Source organism: Campylobacter sp. MIT 99-7217 (assembly GCF_006864365.1).
In the GTDB taxonomy this organism is placed as follows: Bacteria; Campylobacterota; Campylobacteria; order Campylobacterales; family Campylobacteraceae; genus Campylobacter_D.
This window is the reverse complement of the sequence record NZ_QHLJ01000003.1, coordinates 181025-204478: the sequence shown is the minus strand read 5'-3', so window position 1 is coordinate 204478 and position 23454 is coordinate 181025. Positions and strand designations below refer to the sequence as shown.

Below are 23454 nucleotides of genomic sequence, written 5' to 3'. Positions count from 1 at the left end.
TCATTTTCCAACCCTTGCGGCAAGTTCTGGCGGATAGCGATCCCCACTTATTTTAATCTCACTTAAAGCCTTTTCAAACTCGTTTAATTCACTTTGACTAAATTTCACTTCTAAAGAGCTTAAATTTTCATCTAAACGCTTTAAATTTGTCGTGCCAAAAATAGGCACTAAAAAGTCCTTTTTAGCGAGTATAAAGCCAAGTGCAAGCTGTGCTAGGCTTATGTTTTTGCTCCTTGCAAACTCGTTCAAAAAGTCAAGCAAAACTTGATTTGCCTCTAAATTTTCCTTGCTAAATCTTGGCACAACGCCCTTAAAATCGCCCTCGCCAAAGTTAGCACTCTTAATAGCTCCTGTTAAAAAGCCCTTACCAAGCGGGCTAAAAGGCACAAAGCCTATATTTAGGCTCTCAAGCTCGTTAAAATAGCTCTCAGGCTCCCTAAACCACAAAGAATACTCACTTTGAACAGCACTAAGCTCAAACTCCGCATTTGCCCTTTTTATAGTCTCAATGCTAGCCTCGCTAAGTCCCCAAGCTCTGATTTTACCCTCATTAAAAAGCTCCCTCATCACGCCAGCTACTTCTTCGATCGGCACATTTGTATCAACTCTGTGCTGATAGTAAAGATCGATATAATCAGTCTTTAGCCTCTTTAAACTTCCATGGGCCGCCTTTCTTATCTGCTCTGGGCGTGAGTTTAGCACTTGTTTGCCATTTTCATAATAAATGCCAAATTTACTTGCCAAAACGATTTTTTCTCTAAAGCCCTTTATAGCCTCGCCCACAAGGCTTTCATTGCTCTCATCTTTATAAACATAAGCTTCAGCCGTATCAAAAAAAGTAAGGCCCTTTTCATAGGCTTTATGAATGAAAGCTATCATCTCATCTTTTGGCTTTGGTAAGCCATGCCCATGTGTCATACCCATGCAACCAAGCCCAAGGGCTGAAACTTCTAAATTTCTTAATTTTCTTTTTTGCATTTTTTCTCCTTTTTAAAATTTATGAAATTATCCAACCTGACACCTAGTGTTTGTCAAGGGGTTTTGTAAAAAATCAATAAAAATATTTAAAATTTAAGGCTTGATTAAACCTTAAATTTAAGAGCTCAAGAGAGTTTATAAACTTATTTATCAAGCCCTTTTTCTTTAAGCCACTCTGAGATTAAATCCGCAATTTCTACATTATTTAAATCAGACATTAAAAAATGCGTATTTCCATAAATTTTAAGCTCAGGCAGGTGAATTAAGCTTACATCTCCGCCTGCTTCATTAACAGCATTTGCCCACTTTTTAGCTAAATCAAGCCTAATTCTCCATATATCAAGCTCTGGTACGTTTGATTTTGTAGTAGGGATATTATCTCCATAGATGAGTAAAATCGGCATTTTAGTAAAGCTTTTAAAGGTTTTTTCATCAACCATAATATATTCCACCCCTTCGCTCGCTTCAGTTTGGGGTCTTTTTACAAAGGAAAAATATCCACCACCCTCAAGAGCTATAACAGCTTTAACATTTTTTGTTTTAGGTAAGAGTTTCCAAGTATGCATCACACCTTGAGAATGAGCCATCATAATGCCTCCCTTAAGTTCATCAAAAAAGTTAGCTAAAATATTTGTATTTAGCTCAAAGTCTATTTTGCCTATGTTTGGGGTTATTTGTCTTAAGAATTGATTAAGACTTTCTTTATCTTTTGAAAACTGCACTCCTTTAAAATAATTAGGATAAATGCCAATTCTCCATTTCACAAACCAAGACTCCTCATCAAAAACGGGCTTGATTAAAGCCTCATCTAATGAGCGTGAAGCATTGCCCCTGCGAGGCGTAGTAAAATTATATATACTAAAACCTCTTCTTAAAAAAATATTAGCATAACCCTCTCTGCCATCAGGTGTGCTTTCCCAAGTTTTAGTAGCTTGATGAATGCCGTGCAAAAGCACGATAGGAAGTTTTTTTGCATTCATAGGTTTTTGATAATATACATAAGCGTGATCTCCGTGAAAGCTCTTGCCCTCATCATTTTTAAGCACACTCCCACCCACAAAAAAGCTTCCTTGTGAAGCTATAACTAAAGGCTTTTGCTCTAAACTCTTAGCTTGTGAAATACCCATTATAAAAAGAGTAAGAAAAATAAGTTTTTTCATAATTTATCCTTTAAAAATAGTTAAAATTTAAAACAAAATTACAACATAATCTTGTTTGCTTGAAATTATAAAACCTGACACCTAGTGTTTGTCAAGGGCAAATTTAAAAAATTTGCAAAAATTTATTTTTTAGGCTTATTTATGCCTAGACTTTGGCGAATTGCAAAATCCTTTTCAAGACAAAGTTTTATAACCAAATGAGCAATACTCTTGCGTGAGATCAAAGCGTCAGGATTTTTAAAGACCTCACCCTTTAAAGTTAGCTCATAATCAATCTCATCAGCATTACTAAACCACTGCGGACGGATAAGGGTATAGTCTAAATTTGAAGCTTCGATGAGTTTGGCTGAGTCCGCATATGGCTTTAGCGCAGACGAGATAGCACCTAGGTTGCGACTAGGAAGCTCTTTATACTCATCTTGATGAATGCCATAACTACTGATCCAAACAAGCCTTTTAAGCCCTGTTTCACTCATCGCCTCGATGATAGATCTTGCCATAGTAGGCAAGTCCCCAGCTAAATTTGCATACACTACATCAACGCCTTGCATAGCCTTTTTCAAAGCCTCTTTATCACTAGCACTGCCTTCAACTAGCTCTACTCTTTCAGGATTTGCATTTTTCACGCTTTGCAAACGGCTGGAATTTCTTAGAAAAAGCTTTAAATTTACCTTTGTTCCACCCAAAAAGCCATTTATCGCCTCCCTTGCCACGCTACCATTTGCACCTATGATTAAAATTTTCATTTTTTCTCCTTTGTAATTTATCCCCTCAAAGTCCCTTTCCTACCACTCGCTTGCCCTTGTAAGCCCTATAAAAGAAAATAGGGCAAAGAGGATAAAATTAATGTATTTTTGCATTTTTATCCCTAAAATTTATCTTTATACACTTCTATGAGCCATTTTACCATGGCTGGATCTTGGTGGTTGAAAAACAAGCTTTGTTTGTTATCAAGGCTAGCTATGGCTTTCATATCGCTATCATCAAGTGCAAAGTCAAAGACAGCGAAATTTTCTTTCATTCTTTCCTTGCGTGTGGTTTTTGGTATCACGACAATGCCTCTTTGAATGAGCCATCTTAAGGTAACTTGAGCGTTTGTTTTGCCATATTTTGAGCCGATTTTGCTTAAAAGCTCATTTTTGAAAAAGTCATTCCTGCCCTCGCCAAAACTAGCCCAAGACTGCAATACGCATTCGTATTCTTTTAAGATATTTTGTGCTTCAAATTGTGCGTGAAAGGGGCTACATTCGATTTGATTGATCATAGGTTTTATTTCTTGATTTAGGGCAAAATCAGTAAAGCGATCAGGGTAAAAATTACTCACGCCAATAGCCTTTATCCTGCCCTCTTTGTAAAGCCTTGACATCACACGCCACGCACCATAGGTATCATTAAATGGCTGGTGAATGAGATAAAGATCCAAATACTCAAGCCCAAGCTTTTTAAGGCTAGTCTCAAAGGCTTTTAAAGCCTCTTTTTCGTTTGCGTGAGTGATCCAAAGCTTTGTGGTGATGAAAAGCTCTTCTCTTTTAACTCCGCCTTTAAGGGCTGAATTTATCGCAGCTCCTACGCCTTCTTCGTTAAAATACGCTTGTGCAGTGTCGATGAGGCGGTAGCCAACGCTGATAGCTTCTTCTACGCATTTTTGTGTTTCTTCCGGCTTTATTTGATAAGTGCCATAGCCTAAAATTGGCATTTTAACGCCGTTATTTAGAGTGATGAAATCCATTTTTTCTCCTTTTGTTAAATTTGCAAATAAATTTGTGCTAAAACTTGAAACCATAGCCAAGCCTAAGCCGAATTTAGCCGAATTTTTTAAAAACTTTCGGCGAGTTTTTTACATTTTTTGCTCCTTTCATAAAAAATTTATGAAATTATAAAACCTGACACCTAGTGTTTGTCAAGAGCAAATTTAAAAAATTTGCAAAAAATGTTCATTTTTTTAAAAAAATATTAGTTGCATAAAGAAAACTTACAAGCAAAATCACCAAAGACCAAATCAAAAATTCCACCTTAAGCCCTAAAAAATGCACCATAGGAGTTGTTATAAACGGCGAAATGAACTGCCCAAAAAACATACAGCTAGCCAAAATCCCATAAAATTTGGCCTTTGAATGAGGAGGAACTATGCTAAATAAAAAAGCCGCATTATTGGTAACAATAAACCCACCAACAAGTCCAAAAAGAAAGAGCGAGAATAAGGCTATAAGAAAATGATCCACCAAAAAACACAAGAAAAAGCCCAAAGCCTCTAAAATGAGAGCAAAGACATAGATTTGCCTCACGCTTAAAAATTTAGCAAAATCCTTGTAAAAATAGCAAAAAATTCCAAAAGATAGGGTTGGCATAGCCATTGCAAAGCCTATGTATTTGGCATTTAAGCCTAAATTTACCTCGATATAATGGGGAAACTGCGTGCCTGCCAGGTAGTAAATAAACATAATAAAAAAGCCCATAAAATACACAGGCAAAAGTCTTTTTGAGTTAAATTTGTTCGGAAGTTCTTGTATCTTTTGCTCTTTTTTCTTGCGTTTTTTAGGCTCAAAAAGATAAAAAGCACAAAAAATCAAGACCAAAATTCCGCTTAAATAGACCAAAAAAACCAAATTCCAAGCAATACTTGTTAAAAATCCCCCAACACAAGTCAGCAAAGCTCCACCAAAAGCCATAACAAAGCCTTGCAAACTAAGGGCTTTTTGCCGCCTTTGTGCGCTACTTTCATAATAATCAGCCAATAAAGATGAAGCTGCAGTAGCGATAAATGCAGTCGCTACGCCAAAAATCACCCTGCTTAGTAAAAGCTCATAAATGCTATTTACAAAATACCCACTAGCACCTGTAAGCACCCAAAGCAAAATAGCTGGATAAAGAAATTTAAGCTTGCCAAATTTATCCATCAAAATCCCAGCCAAAGGTGAGAAAATCATCACAGAAAGTGCAGGTATAGTAAGAACCAAGGCACTTAAAAACTCAATGTAAGGTGTATCTTTGAAATGCGAAGCAATAGCAGGCAATGCAGGAGCTATCACACTAGCACCCAAGGCGGTCATAATAGCCACTGAAAATAGCACCATTTTAAACATAAATCTCTCAGTTAGATTAAACATTTTTCGCTCAAATTTATCAAGCTTTTCTTGCATTTTTTCTCCTTTTTTAAAAATTTATGAAATTATAAAACCTGACACCTAGTGTTTGTCAAGGGGAAATATTTCAAAATATAAAAATAATTTCGTTTCATTTGTTTTTTAGTTTTTTAAAATGTGTTAATTGCTAGCTCAAATTTTTATATAAGAAGCAAAGAAAATGATTGATCATATGGTTGTTAATTTTTAGATTATAAAGTAAGCTATGATAGGAATATTTTGATTTGTAGCAAAGTGTTGGTGTTGTTAAAATAAATGTAAAGATTTCAATAATGACTTTTGCGAGAGAAATATAATAATGTTTCAATATTATTTTTATAAAAAAGTTTGCTTATGTGATATATTGTAAATATTTAATTTAAAAAGAGGTATTGAAAAATTTAAGCTTTTTAATATTTAAAGATAATTTGATATAATCACACCTTGGGTAAAATATTTTTTTTGGTAAAAGGACTATTATGAAGGTTGTCTATGCTTGATAAATTAACCATTAAAGGTTATAAATCAATACGAAATTTAGAAAATTTTAAACTAGAAAATATCAATATCTTAATAGGGGCAAATGGCGTAGGCAAAAGCAATTTTATCTCTATATTTAAAATCCTTAATAGTTTATTTATCAAAAATTTACAACTTTATACGCAGAGCAAAGGACCTGATAATTTTTTATACTTTGGTAGAAAGAAGACACAAGAATTATATCTTGAATTTGTTTTTTCCAGAAATCATTATTGCGTTACCTTAATTCCGACAGATGAAAATAAACTTATGATAAAAAATGAATATATTGGTTTTGATGGTAACTATACAAATTATAAAGAGCCAATAGGGAGCAATCTATTAGAAAGCAATATCTCTAATTCAAAGGAAGTCGCTAGCTCCAGAAGTGTGGCACAATATACGCTTGATGAACTTAAAAAATTGAAAATATATCATTTTCACGACACAAGCGATACAGCTAGAATGAAGAGGATATGTGCAGAAAATGATAATCTCATGCTCAAATCAGATGCTCAAAATATAGCTCCATATTTAAAAAAAATATATAATAATTACCCTGATCATTACAAGCAAATTTTAAGAACCATACAAGATGTAGCCCCTTTTTTTGGAGGATTTGTTTTTAGAGATACGGAATATATTCAATTAGAATGGTATGATAAAAATGATCCTGATACTCCTTTTAAGGCACATATACTTTCTGATGGCACTTTAAGATTTATATGTTTGGCTACTTTGTTACTTCAGCCTTTTGAGTTAATGCCTAACACTATTATTATAGATGAACCAGAGCTAGGACTACATCCTTATGCATTAAAAATTTTAAGTGAAATTATCAAAAGGGTATCTCAAAAAAAACAATTAATAATTTCATCTCAGTCCGTTGAGCTTATAAACCATTTTGAAGCAAATAATATTATCGTGGTTGATAGAGAAGATAATCAATCTACTTTTACAAGATTAGACAATGAAAAGCTTAAAAGTTGGCTTGAAGAATATACACTCGGAGAAATTTGGGCAAGTAATCTCATAGGAGGAAAACCTAAATAATGTCAGGTATTTTAAGGTGTTATATAATTTGTGAAGGACAAAGTGAGGAAAAATTTGTAAAAGATGTTTTATACGGTTATTTTCAAAGCTCTAATATATGTCTTATTCCACTCATGATACCTACATCTAAGGGACATAAAGGTGGGGGATTAAACTATGATAGAGTCTCTAATTTTATTAAAAAATTTTTAAATGGAGATAAGGAAGCTTTTGTAACAACTTTTTTTGATTATTATGGATTGGATAAGAGATTTTTAGAAGGCATAAAACCCGATACTGATATATATGAAAAAATTAAAAATATACAAGATAAATTTGATCAAAAAATCAAAGGGTGTTGCGACACAGAAAGATTTTTTAGCCATATACAGCCACACGAATTTGAAAGCTTGCTTTTTAGTGATATTGGTAAAATTATACAAGCAGATGCTGAGTGGAAAGAATTATCAATTTGTGAATTAGAAAATATTATTAATAAATTTGACAATCCAGAGCTTATTAACAATAGTAAGGAAACAAGTCCCTCACATAGACTAGAAAAAATTTTTCATTCTCCTAAATATAGGAAGATTTTGCACGGTAGCAATATTGCAAAGGAAATTGGTATAGATAATATAAGATCAAAATGTCAGCATTTCAATAGCTGGTGCGTGAAACTTAATTCTTTAAGAGATTTTAAAAAGTAAATATTAAATTTTTATGGAAGTTTGAAAAAATAGGTGTAAAAGCAAAGCTATTGCAAAAGCTTATCAAAATTTTTGAGGCTTGATTTTAAGGCGTTTATTTTTTAATATAATCTTTAGGGCTTTAAATTTTAAAAGAGAACAATTTAAGGTAGGATTTTTTGATAATTTCTCGAATTTATGTTATTTTTATATCTAAATTTTTCTAAATTTGGCATTTACTTCTTTCATTGAGCTTTTCAAATTTTTTAGCTTTTATTTATGTCAAAAATCAAGATATATCAGTTTTTAAATCTCTTTTTTAAGCCAAATTTTATATTTATTATCCTAAACTTTAAGCTTTTAAAGCTTAATAAAAAGGAAAAAAATGTATAAATCTCAAAGTCCTCATACTAACTCACTTTTTTCCCTCTTTCTTTGGCCTTTTTTCTAAAATCCTAAAACTCAAATAAATTTAAAGGTAAAAAATGTTAAGCAAAGAAGCAAATTTTTATTATAGACAAATACTTGAAAAATACCCCTTTTCTTATTTTGCAGAGGATAAGGATAAGATCATCATAGGCATAGATCCTTTATTTTTAGATTCTAAAGAGCTTGATTTTAGTTCTTTTAAGGCTAAATTTTATGAAAAAACCAGCCAAAGGGCACTTTGTAAAGAGGCTGGCTTTTTTGGGGTGCTTTCTTTTGATTTTATCCATCTTTTTGAAAGGCTTGAAAAGCTAAGCTTAAAAAGCTATGATTTTCCTCTTTTTTTATTTGCTGACGCGAAGGCTTACTTAGTGTATGAAAAAAATACCAAAATTTATTATGAATACGGAGATAAAGCCTATTTTTCCTTTTTAAAAGAAGAAGAGCCAAGCTTAAAAGAAAAAAAAGAGCTTAAATTTAAGATACTAAGTGATTTAAAAGAAGAAGAAAAAAAATTTTTAAGCATGGTTAAAGAGGCTAAGCAGTATTTGCTTAGCGGGGATATCTTTCAGGTGGTTTTAAGCAAACAGCTTTGCATAGAGCATAATATTTCTAGCTTTGATTTTTATGAGGCCTTAAGCAAGGAAAATCCAAGCCCTTATATGTTTCATTTTCCAAGCAAGTATGGGGTGGTCTTAGGCTCTTCACCTGAGCTTGTCTTAAGCATTAAAAATAAAGAGCTTTTCGTAGCCCCCATAGCAGGAACAAGAAATTTAGACTCAAAAAGCGATATAAAAGCCTTGCAAGAGGATTTATTAAGTGATGAAAAAGAACTTTGCGAACACAAAATGCTAGTTGATTTAGCCAGAAATGACTTGGCTAAATTTGGAACTGAAATTGAGGTAAAAAATGCCTTTAGCGTGCAAATCTATCAATTTGTCATGCACATAGTAAGCGAGGTTTATGCAAGCTTAAGAAAGGATGCTAGCATATTTGACGCTATTTCAGCTGTCTTTCCAGCAGGCACGCTTAGTGGAGCGCCTAAAATTAGAGCCTTAGAGCTTATTGCCCAGCTTGAAAGGCTTAATAGAGGGGTTTATGGAGGGGCTATTGGCTTTTTAAGATTTAATGAAGACGCTCTTTTAGCTATTTTAATCCGTTCAGCTTTTTTCAAAGACAATAAGGCCTACCTAGCAAGTGGAGCTGGAATAGTGCTAGCTAGCAAGGCTCAAAAAGAATATGAAGAAATAAAGGCAAAAAGAAGATCCTTATTAGCTCTTTTTGAAAAACTTTGCTCTAAAAACTCAAATTTAAAGGAGGAAGGGGATTTTTTAAGCTCTGCTAAAGACTTAAATTTAGCAAGGAAAAAAGATCTCGCTAAATCAAATTTAGCCTCTGCAAAGTTTGGCAAGGCTTCAAAAAAAAGCCTCACCAAAGGCTTAAAGCTAGAAAAAACAAGCCCTGCTAAGACTTCAAATTTAGAGCTTAAAAAGCCAAGCTTAGCTAAAAATTCAAAGCTTAAAAAGCCAAATTTAGCCAAAGGCTCAAAAGAAAAAGCCTTTAGCAAGGATAAAAAATGATAGTTTTAATAGATAATTATGATTCCTTTGTTTTTAATGTCCGCTCTATGCTAGAAAGCCTTTATAAGGGAGAAATTAAGACCATAAGAAATGATGAATTAAGCCTTGAAGAAATCATCTCCTTAAAGCCTGATTTTATAGTGTTAAGCCCAGGGCCAAAGCATCCAAAAGATAGTGGGGTGTGCTTAGAGCTAATCAATGCAAGGCTAAAGATCCCAATACTTGGCATTTGCCTAGGTCATCAAATCATAGCCTTAAGCTTTAAGGCAAAGATTAAAAGGCTTGAAAAACCAGCTCATGCTATAAGCTCAAAAATAAAGCTTGTAAGCTCAAATTTGCTTTTTAAAGAGCTTCCCAAAAGCTTTAAGATCATGCGTTATCACTCCTTAGAAGTTGTAAATTTGCCAAAGGAACTTGAGCCTTTAGCTTTTAGTGAGGATGGGGTTTTAATGGCTTTTGCTCATAAATCCTTGCCTTATTTTGGGGTGCAGTTTCACCCTGAGAGCTTTTTTAGCGAATACGGACTTAAAATACTTTCAAATTTTTTAAGCCTTAAAAAAAGTGAGCTTCAAGAAGAAAAAAAAGATTTCACCCCCTTTTTACAAAAATTAAGCCTTGATCAAAATCTTGATAGTGAGGATTTTAGCCAAATTTGTTCTTTGATTATGAGTAAGGACTTTGAAGAAATTCAGCTTGCTGCCCTGCTTGTTTTAATCACAGAAAAAAGCCTTAATGAAAAAAGCCTAACAGCACTCATTCAAAATATCTTAAAATACTCAAATACCTTTAATGATGATAGCGATATGATAGATATAGTAGGCACAGGAGGGGATGGCTTTAAAACTATAAATATCTCAACCACAGTGGCTTTCATACTAGCAGCCCTTGGACTTAGGGTAGCAAAGCATGGAAATAAGGCTATATCAAGTAAGAGTGGCAGCTCTGATGTCTTAAGCGAGCTTAAGGCCGAGGGCTTTAAAGAGCCTCAAAAACAGCTTTTAATGCTTGAAAAAACAAGGCTTTGCTTTTTTCACGCTCCCTTTTTTCACCCCCTTGTTGGCGAGGTTAAAAGTGTGAGAGAAAGGCTTAAATTAAGAACGGTTTTTAATATCTTAGGACCCCTACTTCATCCAAATTTAAGCTTAAAATATCAACTTGTGGGCAATTACCACGCCCCTGTGCATAAGCTAATAGCTGAGGTTTTAAGGCTTTTGGGTCGTAAAAAGGCCTTGGTTGTTAGGGGAAATGATGGCTTAGATGAGCTTAGTATTTGCGATGAGACAAGCATTTATGAGCTTGATGATGGAGAAATCATTCATTATAATATAAGCCCTGAGCAATTTGGCTTTAAAAGAGCCTTTCATAGCGAAATAGCAGGAGGAAGTCCTAAAGAAAATGCTGAAATTTTAATCAAAACTCTAAAGGGCGAGCAAAGGGGGGCTAAATTTGATATAGTGGTGCTAAATGCTATCTTTGCTCTTTATACAGCCAAAAGGGTGGATAATCCTTTGAAGGCAAAGGATATGGTGCTTGAGGCTATATATTCAGGCAGGGTTTATGAGTATTTTTGTGAATTTCAAGAAGAAAGAGCAAAACTAAGTCAAATTTAGAGCTTTTAAGGCTTAAAAAGGAAGCTTTTGAAAAAGATTAAAATTTGTGGCATAACAGAGAGTAAAAACGCTCTTGAGCTAGCAAGGCTTGAGCTTGATTATATGGGCTTAATCTTTACAAAAAGCCCAAGGCAAGTAAGCTTTGAAAAAGCCGTTGAGATAGCTAGTATCATTAATGAGCATGGTAAAAAAAGCGTGGGTGTTTTTGTAGATGAAAAAGATGAGCTTATCTTAGAACTAGCCAAGGCTTGTAAGCTAAAAGTGGTTCAAGTTTATAAAAATATTTCAAAAAGCTTATATGAGGACTTAAAGGCTTTAAATTTAGAGCTTTGGCAGGTTTTAAGCATAAATGAAGATTTTAAAAAGGACTTGAGTGAGCAAGTCTTTGCTGATTTGATCCTTTTTGATACTAAGGGAAAATTTAAGGGAGGAAATGGGCTAAGCTTTGATTGGAAGCTTTTAGATGAGCCTATTTTACAAGCTTTTTTAAGCGAAAATAAGCTTGATTTTGGCTTAGCTGGAGGCATAGGGCTTGAAAATATCAAAGAAGCCTTAAAAACAAAGGCCTTGCTTTTGGATCTAAACTCAAGGGTTGAAATAAAAGCTGGACTTAAGGATATAAGCTTGGTAGAAAAGATTATAAAGGAGCTTGGAGAATGAAAAAGAGTTATTATGGAGAATTTGGGGGGCAGTTTGTACCAGAAACAGCAATGTTTGCTTTAAAGGACTTAGAAAAGGCTTTTCATGAAATAGCTTTTTTAAAAGATTTTAAAAAAGAGTTAAAAGATTTACTTAAAAACTATGTAGGACGCAAGACACCTCTTTATTTTGCTAGAAATTTAAGCAAGCATTTTGGACATGAAATTTATTTAAAAAGAGAGGATTTAAATCACACAGGAGCACATAAGATCAACAATGCTTTAGCCCAAGTACTTTTAGCTAAGAAAATGGGCAAAAAAAAGGTGATAGCCGAGACAGGAGCAGGGCAGCATGGACTAGCCACCGCCACAGCAGCAGCACTTTTAGGCTTAGAATGTGAAATTTATATGGGCGAAACGGATATGCAAAGACAGGCTTTAAATGTTTATAAAATAGAGCTTTTAGGAGCTAGGGTTGTGGGCATTAAAAATGGACTTAAGACCCTTAAAGAAGCCACAACTGCTGCCTTGCAAACTTGGATCAATGAGATAGAAAAATCCTTTTATGTGATAGGAAGTGCTGTTGGACCTTATCCTTATCCTCAAATCGTAGCACATTTTCAAAGTATCATCGGCAAGGAGACAAAAAAACAGCTGAAAAAGTTGGGTAAAAAAGCTGACATGATCATTGCTTGTGTGGGTGGAGGAAGTAATGCTGTGGGTATTTTTTATGAATTTATAGAAGATAAAAAAGTGCGTTTGATAGGCGTTGAAGCAGGAGGGCTTGGCGTGGATACTCCTTATCATGCAGCGACCTTAACAAAGGGGCGAACAGGTATCATTCATGGTATGAAAACAAAGGTTTTGCAAGATGAGCTGGGTAATATCTTGCCTGTGCATAGTATTTCAGCTGGGCTTGATTATCCGGGTATTGGTCCTATTCATGCTCATTTGTTTGAAAGTAAAAGGGCAAGTTATTATGCGGTAAGTGATGATGAGTGTATCGAGGCTTTAAAGTTTTTGTGTAAAAAAGAAGGAATTTTAAGTGCTATTGAAAGTGCGCATGCCTTGGCTATTTTACCAAAAATTTGCAAGGATTTAAGCAAAAAAAGCGTCATAGTTGTCAATCTTTCAGGAAGAGGGGATAAGGATATAGAAACGATCAAAGCTTACAAAAAAGGAAGAATTTATGGTTAATTTTAGAACTCATTTTAAAGATAAGGCAAATGTAGCGTATATGGTGGCTGGATATCCAGATCTTAAGATGACAAAATCCTTTATAGAGGGGCTTGATAGAACAAATATCGATATTTTAGAGCTTGGTATAGCATACTCTGATCCCATTGCTGATGGAAAAATTATCTCAGAAGCTGCTTTAAAAGCCTTAGAAAAAGGGGCGACTATACATAAGGTCTTTGAGCTTTTAAGTGAGGTAAAAACTTCTAAAATTCTTGTTTTTTTGGTGTATTATAATGTGATCTTTTCTTATGGTTTGCAAAGCTTTGTGAAAAAGGCTAAGGAAGTAGGCATTAAAGGGCTTATCGTGCCTGATCTTCCTTTTGAAGAAAATGAAGAGCTTTTTAGGCTTTGCGAAGAAGCAAATTTAGCCCTAATCCCACTTATCAGCGTAACAACGCCTAAGCCTCGTATCAAAGAGATATTAAGTAGGGGAAGTGGCTTTGTGTATGCTGTGGCAAGTGTTGGCATTACCGGAGGCAAAAGGGCTGAACAAGCAAAGCTTAAGACTCTTGTCAAGGATATCAGAGAGGAAAGTTCTTTGCCTGTTTTTTTGGGTTTTGGTATTAAAACAAAAAAAGATGTGCAAAAGATAAAGCAAATTTGTGATGGGGCTATCGTTGGGACAAGTATAGTCCAGCTTTTTAAAGAATACAAAATAAGAGAAATTTTTAAAAAAATCAAAGAAATTTTTGAATAAATCTTGTTTTTTAAAGCTGTTTTGTTTATAATTATGAAATTTCGTTTATTTTAAAAGGAGGAAAAAGTGATTCGTGCACTTGAGGATTCTATAAGACATTTTTTTGAGGATATTTTAAAGGGTAAATTAAAAGAAAGTGATCAAATTTCTGGAGAACTTTATGGAGCGAGTATTAGTTTAAGTTCTAGCCAAGAGGGCGAGTTTGACTTCTATCTTTTTTTTCCAAAGCAGGTGTTTGAAAAATTTAGAAAGATTTTTTTGAAAAATATTACCTTTGATGAAAGTGATTGGTGTGATTTGGCAAAAGAAATGGCAAATGAAATCATAGGACATGCCAAGCTTACACTTAAAGAAAGCAATTCTAATGTTGAATATAAGCTTGGAATTCCTGAATATCTTGGACGCGTCGATTTTTCAAATTTTAAACTCGATAAAGCCTTTACTTATGATTTTGATGGAGATAGTTTTAGGATAGGTTATAGGAAAAATGGCTGAGGAGAGATTAAATGAATTTGGCGAACATGCAGGTTTGCTTGATTCTTATGAGGATATTTTAGATATTACTGTTGATTTTGTTAGCGAGCTTGGTACGACACAAATGAGTGTTAGCGAGCTTTTAAAGCTTAATGTGGGTTCTGTTATTGATCTTGAAAAACCAGCTGGTGAGAGCGTGGAATTATATATTAATAAAAGAATTTTTGGAAAAGGCGAGGTTATGGTATATGAAAAAAACCTAGCCATTCGTATCAATGAAATTTTGGATTCAAAAACGGTTCTACAATACTTTAAAAAAGAAGTAGTATGAGGGTTTTTATTTTACTTTCTTTTTGTGTTTTACCTCTTTTTGCAACCAAGCTTTTGGATTATAATATTTATGATAGAAATGATAGAGTAGATATTACGCTTTCTTTTGATAGTGCGTATAAGGGGCATGTTACTCAGAAAAAAGAAAATAACTTCATTTTACTAACCTTAAATGAACTAAGTTTTGATAAAGAAAAAGAACAAGAATTTAAATCTCCCATACTCAAAAAAATGTTGATAAAACCAGAACAAAATAAGGTTTTGATCATGTTTGAAGCACCAAATGACACTTTTTTGACCCTAAGTGATACAAATAATAAAATAAGTCTTAGAATAAGAGCCTTAAATAAAGAGCTTGCTCAAAGCCCAAACGCTTCGGCTATCCCAACAAACGATGTTCAAGAAGCAAAACCAAGCTTAAATTTAGAAACAAAAGAGGAATTAAAGCCTAAAAGTTCGAGTTTGGACGGCTTTGATTATGTGAATTATGTTTTAGTGCTTTTGGTTTTGTTTATTTTGCTTGCGGTGCTTTGGTGGATTAAAAATTCTTTAAAAAAGAAAACTTTTAATATCAAAGAATTTGACTTGATTTATCAAAGATATTTAGATAAACATAATCAATTTGTTATTTTAGACTATAATGATAAAAGATATGTTATGATCATTGGAAATTCAAATGTAATCTTAGATATTAGCGATATAAATAAAGAACATACAAATTTACAAACTCAGGCAAAAAGTGAAAAAAGTTTTAATTCTATTTTTGAAGAAAATAAACAAAAGCTACAAAATTTAATCCAAAAAAATCAAGGCACTTGATTTACTACTAAAATAAGATCTTCAGGTAAAACAAGCTTTTTAAGCTCATCTTTTGGGATATTTATGGTATTTTGAGAGTAGATATATAGAGATTTGTTTTTTAGTTTAAATTGGATTTTATCTTTTTCAAAGCAGTTTTGTTCTAAGATCTTTGCAAGTCCTAGTATAAAGCTTAGCCATGCTAGAATGGAAAATTTGGGCAAGAGATCTTGATATTCTTTAATAAGAGTAGAATTGATCTTTTTTCCTGAAAATTTTATCAAGTGAGCAATGAGGGTTTTTTCTTTATGAGAAATCCTATAATCTAGGTTATTAAGCACCAAATACGCACTATGTTCATTTGAATAATAAGGACTTATAAACTCGCCTATATGATAAAGCTTAGAAGCGTTAATTAAACTCGTTTTAAAGGATATGTTTAAATCATGCAGGCTTTGAAGCTCATCAAAGATTTTTGAGCAATAAAGGCTAATTTTGCTTTTATGATTTTTTTTCAAAAATCTATCTTGCAAGGATCTAAGACTTGGGTTAAAATTTACGGGAAAGCTTTTTGTTTTAGGGAGCAAATCTTGTAAAAAAACACCCTCTCTAACACCAACGCCACTTGTGATGATTTCTTTTGCTCCAAGTGTTTCAGCAATATTTAAAAAGATCAAAATACCTTCTTTTATAGTATCAAAGCGATCCTTTTTAATACCATAGTTTGCTAAATCCTCATTTTGGCAAGCAAGTATTTTTTTAATATGTGCTTTTTCATTTTTAAGTTCATAATGAAAATTATGTAAGGTTTTTAAAGGATATGAGTTTTTTTGCATGATAGAATTTGAAAGCGCTCTTAAACTTCCTCCTATGGCGATTAGCTTTTCATTTTTAAAGCTTTCAGGGATAAGTTTTAAAAGAGGTTTAAAAAAGTTATCAAGATCCTTAAGTTTATCTTTATCACTAAATAGCTCCTTAAGTCTTACTGTGCCAATATCCAAAGATATATAATCAACAATTTTCCCTCCTCTTATCAAGCAAAGCTCACTTGATCCACCGCCTATATCAAGAGTGGTAGCGTTTTGGATATCGCTTAGTAAATTTAAAGCGGCTAAGCCTCCAAGATATGATTCGGTTTTTCCGTCTATGCAACGGATATTAAGTTTTAGCTTATTTTTTATCCTCTTGATGAAATCCTTAGAATTTGGAGCATCTCTTAGGGCAGAAGTACCTACGATCAAAAGTTTATTACATTTATGCTTTAGGCTTAAAGCCTTAAAATGAGCTAGAGTATCTTCTGTTCTTTGCATAGCTTCAGCTTGTAAGACTTTGCCGTTATTATAGGCATTTTCTCCAAGCCGAACCTTTCTTTTATACTCAGCACAAATATTAAAAGCAAATCTTGAACTTTTTTCAAAGATCACCATTCTTACAGAATTTGAACCAAGATCAATAACAGCAGTTTTTCTTGCCATAAATTTTCTTTATTTTGAGCATATCCTGAAAGATCAAGATATGCTAATGGCTAGGATTTTTTGGGGAAACAAAATCTATATCCTCTACGACGCACGGTTTCTATGGTAGAGATATTAAGAGGTTTATCCATTTTTTGACGAATTTGATTGATAGCAACTTCGATGACATTTGGAGTTACAAGCTCAGGCTCTTCCCAGATCGCATCTAAAAGTTGTTCTTTGGAAACGATTTGATCTGAGTGTCTGGCTAGGTGGGTTAAAACCTCAAAAGGCTTGCCCTTAAGCTCTATGTCTTGTCCTTTGTAAGTGATCTTTTCTTCATCAGGATCTATAACCAAATCATCTATCTTTATCACATTTGTTCCGCCCATTCTAAGTCTAGCCTCAACTCTTGCTAAAAGAATGTCAAGATCTACAGGTTTTTTTATAAAGTCATCAGCCCCTGTTTTCAAAGCTTTGATCTCATTTTGCTTGTCTGTTTTTGAAGAGAGTATAACAACGGCGGTTCTTGGGGATTTTTGTTTGATGATATTGATCAGATCAGCACCTTCGCCATCAGGCAAATTCCAGCTTGAAAGCACAAGATCATAGCGTCTTATCCCTATGTAGTATTCTCCGTCTTTGAAATTTTCTGAAAAATCCGTTTGATAGCCAAATTGATTTAGGTTATCCACTATGGTTTTATTGAGTGAATTATCATCTTCAATTACTAAAATTCTCATTTCCTTTTTTCCTTCGAAGTTAAAAATTTTTAAAAATCATAACATAATTTAAGTAAATATTTAAAAAACTTTAAAAAAAAATTAATAAATCCGTTCTATACTCGAACCCACCTTAGCTTTCTTGATGATCTTGAGCTTATAAAGTGTGATTTTTAAAAATTTGATTTGAGGATATAAATTTTTAAGTTCATGGCAAAGTTCTTCTAGGGATTCTTCGATGAGTTTAAATTGGCGTGTTTTATAAATTTTTTTAAGATGATTTACAAGCTGTGCATAGTCTAAAAAATCATCAGACTTGGCTTCGAGTTTGATTTGTATTTTTTGTTTTTTTTTGCGTTCAAAGTCTAAAATACCGATGATACACTTAAATTTAAGTTTGATTTTTATATGACTTTGCATTCTTCTTTTTTAAACATTCTTTTGATATTGGGTATATGCTTATAAACGATGATAAAACAGATGATTAAAACAGGTGCGTGCGTGTTAATGCTCATATCATAATGCAAGATAAAAGAACTTGCAAGGAAAAAAACCAAAGCGACCAAGGAAGCTAGACTTGAAATTTTAAAGACCTTAGCAACGATAAACCAAGCTACAAAGCCAATGAGAAGCTCTAAAGGAAGTAAAGCAGCCATAACTCCTGCTGCTGTGGCTACGCCTTTTCCACCCTCAAGTGATAAATAAGCAGAAAAACAATGCCCCAAAACACAAAACACCCCTATGCTCCAAAGCATATTATCATCAAAGCCTAAAAATTGAGCAAGGATAATAGGCACAAAAGCCTTTGCAAAGTCTAAAAGCAAAGTCGCAACAGCAAGTTTTTTAGCAAGTTTGGGATTTTCTTTTTTGACCACTCTTAAAACATTAGTCGCACCTATGCTTTTGCTGCCTTCATTTTGGATATTGATTTTGGCAAAAAATTGAGCTAAAAGCAAACCAAAAGGGATAGAACCTATCAAATAAGCAAGCAGATAAATCATTAAATTCATTCTATGCAAGGCAAAACCAAAAATGACAAAAAAGCCCACAAGGATATAAAATTTAGAATCTTCAAGATCAAGCTTTTTAAAAGCTATAAAATAAAGCGTTCCTCCACTCAAAACGCCTGCTAAAATGATATATAAAAACTTATCGTGAGTACTTAAAATAGCAACAAAAGCAAGAGCTAAAATGCTTGCAAAAATTAAGGTAACATTTTTCATAAAAACTCTTTGTATGGTATTAAAAGCCCCATTATAGCATAATAAATTTAAAATAAATTAAGTTCTAAAAGTAATACTTTTTCTTAAAAATGATAGATTTTTAAGGATTTTAAAAGCACTTCTTGCTTTTTTAGATACAATGTTTTAAATTTATGTATGAAAAGCAAGACAATGAATGATGATTTTTTACAATACCTTTGTGAAGTAAAAGGAGTGCAAAAAGCAAGTATAGAAGAGTTTTTGAGGGAGTATTCTTTTGATGATTTGGCTGGGTATGTGTTTTTGTTTTATGAGAAAAATCCTCATTTTCTTAATAGGCTTTGCTTGCATTTTAAGCTTAAGGTGGAGGATTTTTTAAGATCTTTTGCCTCGTTTAAGGGCTTGGAATTTGTGGATTTAAGTCTAGATGAAGTGTTTGTTTCTAAGCTTCCTTTAAATTTGCTTTTAAGTCTTAAGGCACTTCCTTTTAAGGAGGATAAAGAAAATATTTATATCGCCTTTTGTGAGCCTAGTTCTTTTTTAAATTTACAAAAAATTCAAAATTTCTTTAAGGATAAATTTGTAAAGCCTTATCTTGCAAATCCCCTTAAGATAGCCGAGTTTTTGCAGGATTTAAGTTTAAAAGAGCAAATTTCTTTACTCTTAGCACAGATCAAAACAGAGCTTAAGGATAATACCCAAAAAGAGCAAAGTGGTGTAAGTGCATTTTTTGAGCTTCTTATCAAAGAAGCTATAAGGCTTAGAACAAGTGATATACATTTAGAGCCAAGTGAAAATAGGGCTTTGATCCGTTTTAGGATAGATGGGGTTTTAAGCTTATTTTTAGAACTTGAATATGAAATTTATGAAGCCTTAAATTCTTATATAAAACTTAAATCTCATCTTAATTTAGCCGAAAAAAGAAAGGCTCAAGATGGAAGTTTTAGTATGAGCTTTGAGGGCTTAGAATATGATTTTAGACTTTCATCTTTGCCCTTATTTTACGGAGAAAGCTTGGTTATAAGGATATTAGAGCATAAAAAAGACTTTTTTGCTCTAGAGCATTTAAATTTCTTAAATAAAGATTTAAATTTACTAAAGAAAAAAATTCATGAAGCTTATGGGCTTATCTTGCTTACAGGACCTACAGGAAGTGGAAAAAGCACGACTTTATATGCGTGTTTAAATGAAATAAAAAGCATGCAAAAAAAGATTATTACCGCTGAAGATCCCATAGAATACAAGCTTGATTTAGTGCAACAAATTTTACTTAATGAAAAAGCAGGGCTTGATTTTAACAATGCCTTGCGTGCTATTTTAAGACAAGATCCTGATGTTATCATGATAGGAGAAATTCGCGATGAACAAAGTCTTGATATAGCGATAAAATCCTCTCTAACAGGGCATTTAGTTTTTTCTACTTTGCACACAAACGATGCCTTAGGAGCGGTAAGCAGAATGCTTGATATGAATGCAAAGCCTTATTTACTTGCTTCTTCTTTGAGTTTGGTTATTGCTCAAAGGCTTGTAAGAAAGCTTTGTGTGCATTGTTCTTTTAAAAGTTCTAAAAGATATAAAGAATTTGAGGGCGAGTTTTACGAGGCTTTAGGGTGTGAATATTGTAAGATGAGTGGCTATAAGGGGCGTGAGCTTGTGGCTGAGTTTTTGTTTGTCGATGAGCAAGTAAGCGAGCTTATAAGATCAAACGCAACTAAACAAGAGTTTTTAAGCTATCTTAAAAAGCAAGGTTATAAAAGTATGCTTGAAAATGGCTTGCAAAAGGCAGAGCAGGGCATTACGAGCATAGAAGAGCTTTTGAGGGTTTTAAGATGAAAGTTTTTAAAGCTCTTGTTTTAAAAGATAAGAGGGAAAAAACCCTTATCATCAGGGCAAAAGATGAACTTGGTGCTACAAAAAAGCTTAAGGGTATGAATTTAAAGGTTTTAGAGCTTACTTTGCTTACTCAAAGATCTTTTTTCCATACTCAGCTTAAGGCAGAAGTTCTTGCCTTTCTTTATAAGGAATTTGCACTCTTGCTTGGCTCAGGCATTAGCTTTACTTTGGCTTTGCAAAGTCTTCTTGATAATCCTTACGATAAAAACCTAAGCCTTTTTTTACAAGAAATAAAATACAACCTCTCCCACGGACAAAGCCTCGCTCAAGCCTTTGAAAATACGAGTTTTACACTATCTCAAAGTGAGCTTACCTTGATCAAAATGGGCGAAAATACAGGCGATTTAGCCTTTATTTTTTCTAAGCTTTGTGAGCTTAAAGAAAAAAGCTTAGACAATCAAAAGCGTATTAAAAAGGCTTTGAGCTATCCTTTGTTTGTTTTTATAAGCTTGATCATTGCTTTTGCATGTTTGATACTTTTTGTAATGCCTCAGTTTAAGATGATTTTTGATGATTTTGGTATAAATTTACCCTTGATAACGAGGATTTTATTTGGAGTGTATGAGTTTTTAGATGAGTATTATTTTGTTTTATTAATTTGCATGATCTTTTGTATTTGTGTGTTTTATTTTGCATATACAAAAATAACTATATTTAGCCTTTGGGTGGATTTTTTATTGCTTAAAATACCCTTTGTTAAAAATATGATTTTTTATAATGAATTTTGCACTTTTTTCTTGGTCTTTTCTTTGCTTTTAAAAAATAAGGTTGATTTTTTGACCGCCTTTTTTCTTGCGAGCTCAAGTCTAAAAAATAAATTTCTTTGCAAAAAATGCAAACACATTTCAACACTTTGTCAGCAGGGTTTAAGCCCAGATGAAGCTTTTAAAAAGTCTCATCTTTTTGAAGGGGTTGTACTTTCCATGCTTAATATAGCTATGAAAAGTGCTAAGCTTGATTTGATGAGTGAGAAAATTTCAAATTTTTATGAAACAAAACAAGAAAATTTGATGAGTAAATTTATATTCTTACTCGAACCTTTGATGACTTTTTTGGTAGCGATTTTGGTGCTTTGTTTGGCTTTGGGGATATTTTTGCCTATGTGGGAACTAAATAGCTCTATAAGCTTTTGATTTCATTTTAAACAATCTTTATTTGATATTTTATTGTGGATAAAAATTTCTCCATTTTTATAATAAGTCCAACTCATTGCCATATCTTCATCTCTGTAATATGCTGACAAATCACTATCACAATAATATGATTTGTTTTGTGCTAGAATGGATTTTTTCATAAGTTCTTGCATATTGTTATTTTGACTAAGCTTTTGGTCAAAATCGTTAAATTCTATATCATAGATATATCCTAAGGTATCATTTTCACAAACAATATCTTTTAAAATCGTAATTTTATCAATTTTTTGAGGTAGGTTAAAAATACTTTTTATTTGCATTAAAGCTTCTTGCATTTCAGCACTTTTGCATTTATCAGCATAAGCAAAGATGCATAAAAAACTTAAAATAAAAACATTTTTTTTCATATAATCCCCACTGAGTATATTTTTGTAATGATTTTTAATTGTAGCTAAGATTGCATAAATTTAAAATAAATTGTTTTTAGGATTTTTAAATTTCTAAATCCGTTTTAAACACAGCTTGGCTAAATTCTTGCCTCAAATCTTGTTTTGATAAAGCTTGATAATTTTTACTTGTTTGCCTTTTTGCTTTGAGATTTTTTAACTGCGTTTCATCAATGTTTTCATTGCTTTGGATAAGAGCTTTAAATTCGGGATATTTTTGCATTAAAAGTTCTTTTTCTAGCTCTTTGCTATCCTTTTTAAGTTTTGGATTTTTTGTGTTTAAATTTTCAAAGAAATTTATATGCTCTTGTTCGTTTTTATTTAAGCTTGAAAGATTGATTTTACCTAAAAAATTATCATAAATTTGCTTAACAGCTTGCTTGCTTTTGCCTCTTTCACCTATATTCTTAGCTACTTTGCCCTCAACATCAGCAATGATAGAAAAGCTCATATCCTTTGCTTTTTCTTCATAAATTCTTTCTAAAGCTTCTTTGACAAGATTTTCATATCCTTCATTTAAACTGCCACCATTTGAGGATTTTTCTAAATTTGTAAGCACACCATCAAAATTTTTATCACTTTTTATGGTCGTATCCAAAAGCTCATCTAAAGAAAGATTTTTATGACCGATTTTTCCTTGTGCGTAGCCTTGCGCTTTGTCATTTGTGCCGTTTAAAAACATTATATCATCATCGCTGCTTGTCCAAAATGAGCTTTTGACTGAGTTTTTAAAGCCCAAATGCTCATAATCTGAAATAATTCCATTTTTATCAAGGTCTGCGTTTAAAAACCCTCTCTCATAAGCAATGTCTTTATACCAACCAAGCACAAATTTAGCAGCCGACGCGTTTAAACCAATGCTTCCATCACTAAGACTTAAAAAATTATTCTCATTAAAATGCGTTTTTAAAAGCTCAAGGCTTTCTTTGCTTAAATTTAAGGAGATTTGCTTTTCATTTTCAAAAAAAGAGATTTTTACTTCATTATTTTTTGATACTACATCGCTTGTTTTAAAATCCTCTTTATTTTTAAGATAAAGCTCTGCTTTGCTAGCTTTAAACACTGCATCATCAGCATTGACGAAAAAAGACGGCGTGGCGTGAATATACATTAATTTACCTTAATTTATTTGAGCCAGATTGTATTAGCCTTACAAACGGACTTACCGCAAGCTGATATATAAAATAATAAATTACTCTTTCAATACTTATCAATTAGCACCTTTTTCTATTTATTCCATAGGCTTAAACCAATTCATTATTTCCTTGTTTACTAAAATCCTTTTAATTATAATAAAAATCACAAAAAATCAACT

Annotated in this window: 22 protein-coding genes and 1 pseudogene; 12 read left to right on the top strand and 11 right to left on the bottom strand. The window is 32.9% G+C overall.

Translation table 11 applies throughout. The features are described from left to right. From DMB92_RS04000 to DMB92_RS03980, 5 genes are all read right to left on the bottom strand, one after another. A complete protein-coding gene (locus tag DMB92_RS04000) occupies positions 1-978 on the bottom strand; it encodes an aldo/keto reductase (RefSeq protein ID WP_142681765.1) in 978 nt (325 codons plus the stop codon). 143 nt (positions 979-1121) lie between these two features. Then, positions 1122-2138: an alpha/beta fold hydrolase gene (locus tag DMB92_RS03995; RefSeq protein ID WP_142681764.1), complete on the bottom strand. Its 1017-nt coding sequence runs from the start codon at positions 2136-2138 to the stop codon at positions 1122-1124. A 122-nt stretch (positions 2139-2260) separates the two neighbouring features. Then, a complete protein-coding gene (locus DMB92_RS03990; protein WP_142681763.1) occupies positions 2261-2884 on the bottom strand; it encodes an NAD(P)H-binding protein in 624 nt (207 codons plus the stop codon). A 122-nt stretch (positions 2885-3006) separates the two neighbouring features. Continuing rightward, the gene (locus DMB92_RS03985) at positions 3007-3921 is read right to left on the bottom strand and encodes an aldo/keto reductase (RefSeq protein WP_260604744.1); all 915 of its coding nucleotides are present in this window, start codon (positions 3919-3921) and stop codon (positions 3007-3009) included. Positions 3922-4072: 151 nt separating this feature from the next. Continuing rightward, positions 4073-5278 (bottom strand): MFS transporter, encoded by a 1206-nt coding sequence (locus DMB92_RS03980; protein WP_142681762.1) that lies wholly within the window; start codon positions 5276-5278, stop codon positions 4073-4075. Between the two features lie 474 nt (positions 5279-5752). On the opposite strand from DMB92_RS03980, the gene DMB92_RS03975 reads away from it, so the two are divergent. From DMB92_RS03975 to DMB92_RS03930, 10 genes and pseudogenes are all read left to right on the top strand, one after another. Continuing rightward, a complete protein-coding gene (locus DMB92_RS03975) occupies positions 5753-6832 on the top strand; it encodes an AAA family ATPase (protein WP_142681761.1) in 1080 nt (359 codons plus the stop codon). Then, positions 6832-7518, top strand: a complete 687-nt coding sequence (locus DMB92_RS03970; protein ID WP_142681760.1) for a DUF4276 family protein — start codon at positions 6832-6834, stop codon at positions 7516-7518. Before DMB92_RS03975 ends, DMB92_RS03970 begins: the two co-directional genes overlap by 1 nt. Before the next feature lie 464 nt (positions 7519-7982). After that, positions 7983-9227: pseudogene (locus DMB92_RS03965) on the top strand (anthranilate synthase component I family protein); the annotation flags it as partial. 272 nt (positions 9228-9499) lie between these two features. Next, positions 9500-11113: an anthranilate phosphoribosyltransferase gene (trpD, locus tag DMB92_RS03960; protein ID WP_142681758.1), complete on the top strand. Its 1614-nt coding sequence runs from the start codon at positions 9500-9502 to the stop codon at positions 11111-11113. A gap of 27 nt (positions 11114-11140) precedes the next feature. Continuing rightward, positions 11141-11773, top strand: a complete 633-nt coding sequence (locus tag DMB92_RS03955) for a phosphoribosylanthranilate isomerase (protein WP_142681757.1) — start codon at positions 11141-11143, stop codon at positions 11771-11773. After that, a complete protein-coding gene (trpB, locus tag DMB92_RS03950; protein WP_142681756.1) occupies positions 11770-12948 on the top strand; it encodes a tryptophan synthase subunit beta in 1179 nt (392 codons plus the stop codon). The genes DMB92_RS03955 and trpB overlap by 4 nt, the downstream gene beginning before the upstream one ends. After that, positions 12941-13687, top strand: a complete 747-nt coding sequence (gene trpA, locus DMB92_RS03945; RefSeq protein WP_142681755.1) for a tryptophan synthase subunit alpha — start codon at positions 12941-12943, stop codon at positions 13685-13687. The genes trpB and trpA overlap by 8 nt, the downstream gene beginning before the upstream one ends. Positions 13688-13753: 66 nt before the next feature. Further along, positions 13754-14182, top strand: coding sequence for a hypothetical protein (locus DMB92_RS03940; protein WP_142681754.1), 429 nt, complete (start codon positions 13754-13756; stop codon positions 14180-14182). Further along, on the top strand, positions 14175-14492 hold the full coding sequence (gene fliN, locus DMB92_RS03935) for a flagellar motor switch protein FliN (RefSeq protein ID WP_142681753.1): 318 nt from the start codon (positions 14175-14177) through the stop codon (positions 14490-14492). Before DMB92_RS03940 ends, fliN begins: the two co-directional genes overlap by 8 nt. Continuing rightward, positions 14489-15310 carry a hypothetical protein gene (locus tag DMB92_RS03930; RefSeq protein WP_142681752.1) on the top strand — a complete coding sequence of 274 codons (822 nt, stop codon included), beginning with the start codon at positions 14489-14491 and terminating at the stop codon, positions 15308-15310. Before fliN ends, DMB92_RS03930 begins: the two co-directional genes overlap by 4 nt. Here the strand turns inward: DMB92_RS03930 and DMB92_RS03925 are convergent. The 4 genes from DMB92_RS03925 to plsY form a co-directional block, all read right to left on the bottom strand. Next, entirely contained in the window at positions 15298-16764 is a 1467-nt protein-coding gene (locus tag DMB92_RS03925; RefSeq protein ID WP_142681751.1) for a Ppx/GppA phosphatase family protein, read from the bottom strand. The two genes, DMB92_RS03930 and DMB92_RS03925, sit on opposite strands and share 13 nt — an antisense overlap. Before the next feature lie 50 nt (positions 16765-16814). Further along, complete coding sequence (gene hsrA / locus DMB92_RS03920; protein ID WP_142681750.1) at positions 16815-17486, bottom strand: homeostatic response regulator transcription factor HsrA; 672 nt, start codon at positions 17484-17486, stop codon at positions 16815-16817. A gap of 81 nt (positions 17487-17567) precedes the next feature. Further along, positions 17568-17885: a dihydroneopterin aldolase gene (locus tag DMB92_RS03915; protein WP_142681749.1), complete on the bottom strand. Its 318-nt coding sequence runs from the start codon at positions 17883-17885 to the stop codon at positions 17568-17570. Further along, the gene (gene plsY, locus DMB92_RS03910) at positions 17870-18475 is read right to left on the bottom strand and encodes a glycerol-3-phosphate 1-O-acyltransferase PlsY (protein ID WP_142681807.1); all 606 of its coding nucleotides are present in this window, start codon (positions 18473-18475) and stop codon (positions 17870-17872) included. Before plsY ends, DMB92_RS03915 begins: the two co-directional genes overlap by 16 nt. Before the next feature lie 384 nt (positions 18476-18859). Between plsY and DMB92_RS03905 the strand changes: the two genes are divergently transcribed. Next, positions 18860-20500, top strand: coding sequence for a GspE/PulE family protein (locus DMB92_RS03905; RefSeq protein ID WP_185900157.1), 1641 nt, complete (start codon positions 18860-18862; stop codon positions 20498-20500). Beyond that, positions 20497-21693: a type II secretion system F family protein gene (locus DMB92_RS03900; protein ID WP_142681747.1), complete on the top strand. Its 1197-nt coding sequence runs from the start codon at positions 20497-20499 to the stop codon at positions 21691-21693. The genes DMB92_RS03905 and DMB92_RS03900 overlap by 4 nt, the downstream gene beginning before the upstream one ends. 2 nt (positions 21694-21695) lie before the next feature. Here the strand turns inward: DMB92_RS03900 and DMB92_RS03895 are convergent, their stop codons facing one another. Together DMB92_RS03895 and DMB92_RS09155 are read right to left on the bottom strand one after the other, a co-directional pair. Then, positions 21696-22100 (bottom strand): hypothetical protein, encoded by a 405-nt coding sequence (locus tag DMB92_RS03895; protein WP_142681746.1) that lies wholly within the window; start codon positions 22098-22100, stop codon positions 21696-21698. Between the two features lie 85 nt (positions 22101-22185). Next, on the bottom strand, positions 22186-23250 hold the full coding sequence (locus DMB92_RS09155; protein WP_185900156.1) for a hypothetical protein: 1065 nt from the start codon (positions 23248-23250) through the stop codon (positions 22186-22188). Positions 23251-23454 lie beyond the last annotated feature (204 nt).

What these genes read in the sequence shown, in the direction of transcription:
- DMB92_RS04000 (WP_142681765.1), bottom strand. Translation starts at nt 978, where the DNA reads ATGCAAAAAAGAAAATTAAGAAATTTAGAAGTTTCAGCCCTTGGGCTT.
- DMB92_RS03995 (WP_142681764.1), bottom strand. Translation starts at nt 2,138, where the DNA reads ATGAAAAAACTTATTTTTCTTACTCTTTTTATAATGGGTATTTCACAA.
- DMB92_RS03990 (WP_142681763.1), bottom strand. Translation starts at nt 2,884, where the DNA reads ATGAAAATTTTAATCATAGGTGCAAATGGTAGCGTGGCAAGGGAGGCG.
- DMB92_RS03985 (WP_260604744.1), bottom strand. Translation starts at nt 3,921, where the DNA reads ATGGTTTCAAGTTTTAGCACAAATTTATTTGCAAATTTAACAAAAGGA.
- DMB92_RS03980 (WP_142681762.1), bottom strand. Translation starts at nt 5,278, where the DNA reads ATGCAAGAAAAGCTTGATAAATTTGAGCGAAAAATGTTTAATCTAACT.
- DMB92_RS03975 (WP_142681761.1), top strand. Translation starts at nt 5,753, where the DNA reads ATGCTTGATAAATTAACCATTAAAGGTTATAAATCAATACGAAATTTA.
- DMB92_RS03970 (WP_142681760.1), top strand. Translation starts at nt 6,832, where the DNA reads ATGTCAGGTATTTTAAGGTGTTATATAATTTGTGAAGGACAAAGTGAG.
- trpD (WP_142681758.1), top strand. Translation starts at nt 9,500, where the DNA reads ATGATAGTTTTAATAGATAATTATGATTCCTTTGTTTTTAATGTCCGC.
- trpB (WP_142681756.1), top strand. Translation starts at nt 11,770, where the DNA reads ATGAAAAAGAGTTATTATGGAGAATTTGGGGGGCAGTTTGTACCAGAA.
- trpA (WP_142681755.1), top strand. Translation starts at nt 12,941, where the DNA reads ATGGTTAATTTTAGAACTCATTTTAAAGATAAGGCAAATGTAGCGTAT.
- fliN (WP_142681753.1), top strand. Translation starts at nt 14,175, where the DNA reads ATGGCTGAGGAGAGATTAAATGAATTTGGCGAACATGCAGGTTTGCTT.
- DMB92_RS03930 (WP_142681752.1), top strand. Translation starts at nt 14,489, where the DNA reads ATGAGGGTTTTTATTTTACTTTCTTTTTGTGTTTTACCTCTTTTTGCA.
- DMB92_RS03925 (WP_142681751.1), bottom strand. Translation starts at nt 16,764, where the DNA reads ATGGCAAGAAAAACTGCTGTTATTGATCTTGGTTCAAATTCTGTAAGA.
- hsrA (WP_142681750.1), bottom strand. Translation starts at nt 17,486, where the DNA reads ATGAGAATTTTAGTAATTGAAGATGATAATTCACTCAATAAAACCATA.
- DMB92_RS03915 (WP_142681749.1), bottom strand. Translation starts at nt 17,885, where the DNA reads ATGCAAAGTCATATAAAAATCAAACTTAAATTTAAGTGTATCATCGGT.
- plsY (WP_142681807.1), bottom strand. Translation starts at nt 18,475, where the DNA reads ATGAATTTAATGATTTATCTGCTTGCTTATTTGATAGGTTCTATCCCT.
- DMB92_RS03905 (WP_185900157.1), top strand. Translation starts at nt 18,860, where the DNA reads ATGAATGATGATTTTTTACAATACCTTTGTGAAGTAAAAGGAGTGCAA.
- DMB92_RS03900 (WP_142681747.1), top strand. Translation starts at nt 20,497, where the DNA reads ATGAAAGTTTTTAAAGCTCTTGTTTTAAAAGATAAGAGGGAAAAAACC.
- DMB92_RS03895 (WP_142681746.1), bottom strand. Translation starts at nt 22,100, where the DNA reads ATGAAAAAAAATGTTTTTATTTTAAGTTTTTTATGCATCTTTGCTTAT.
- DMB92_RS09155 (WP_185900156.1), bottom strand. Translation starts at nt 23,250, where the DNA reads ATGTATATTCACGCCACGCCGTCTTTTTTCGTCAATGCTGATGATGCA.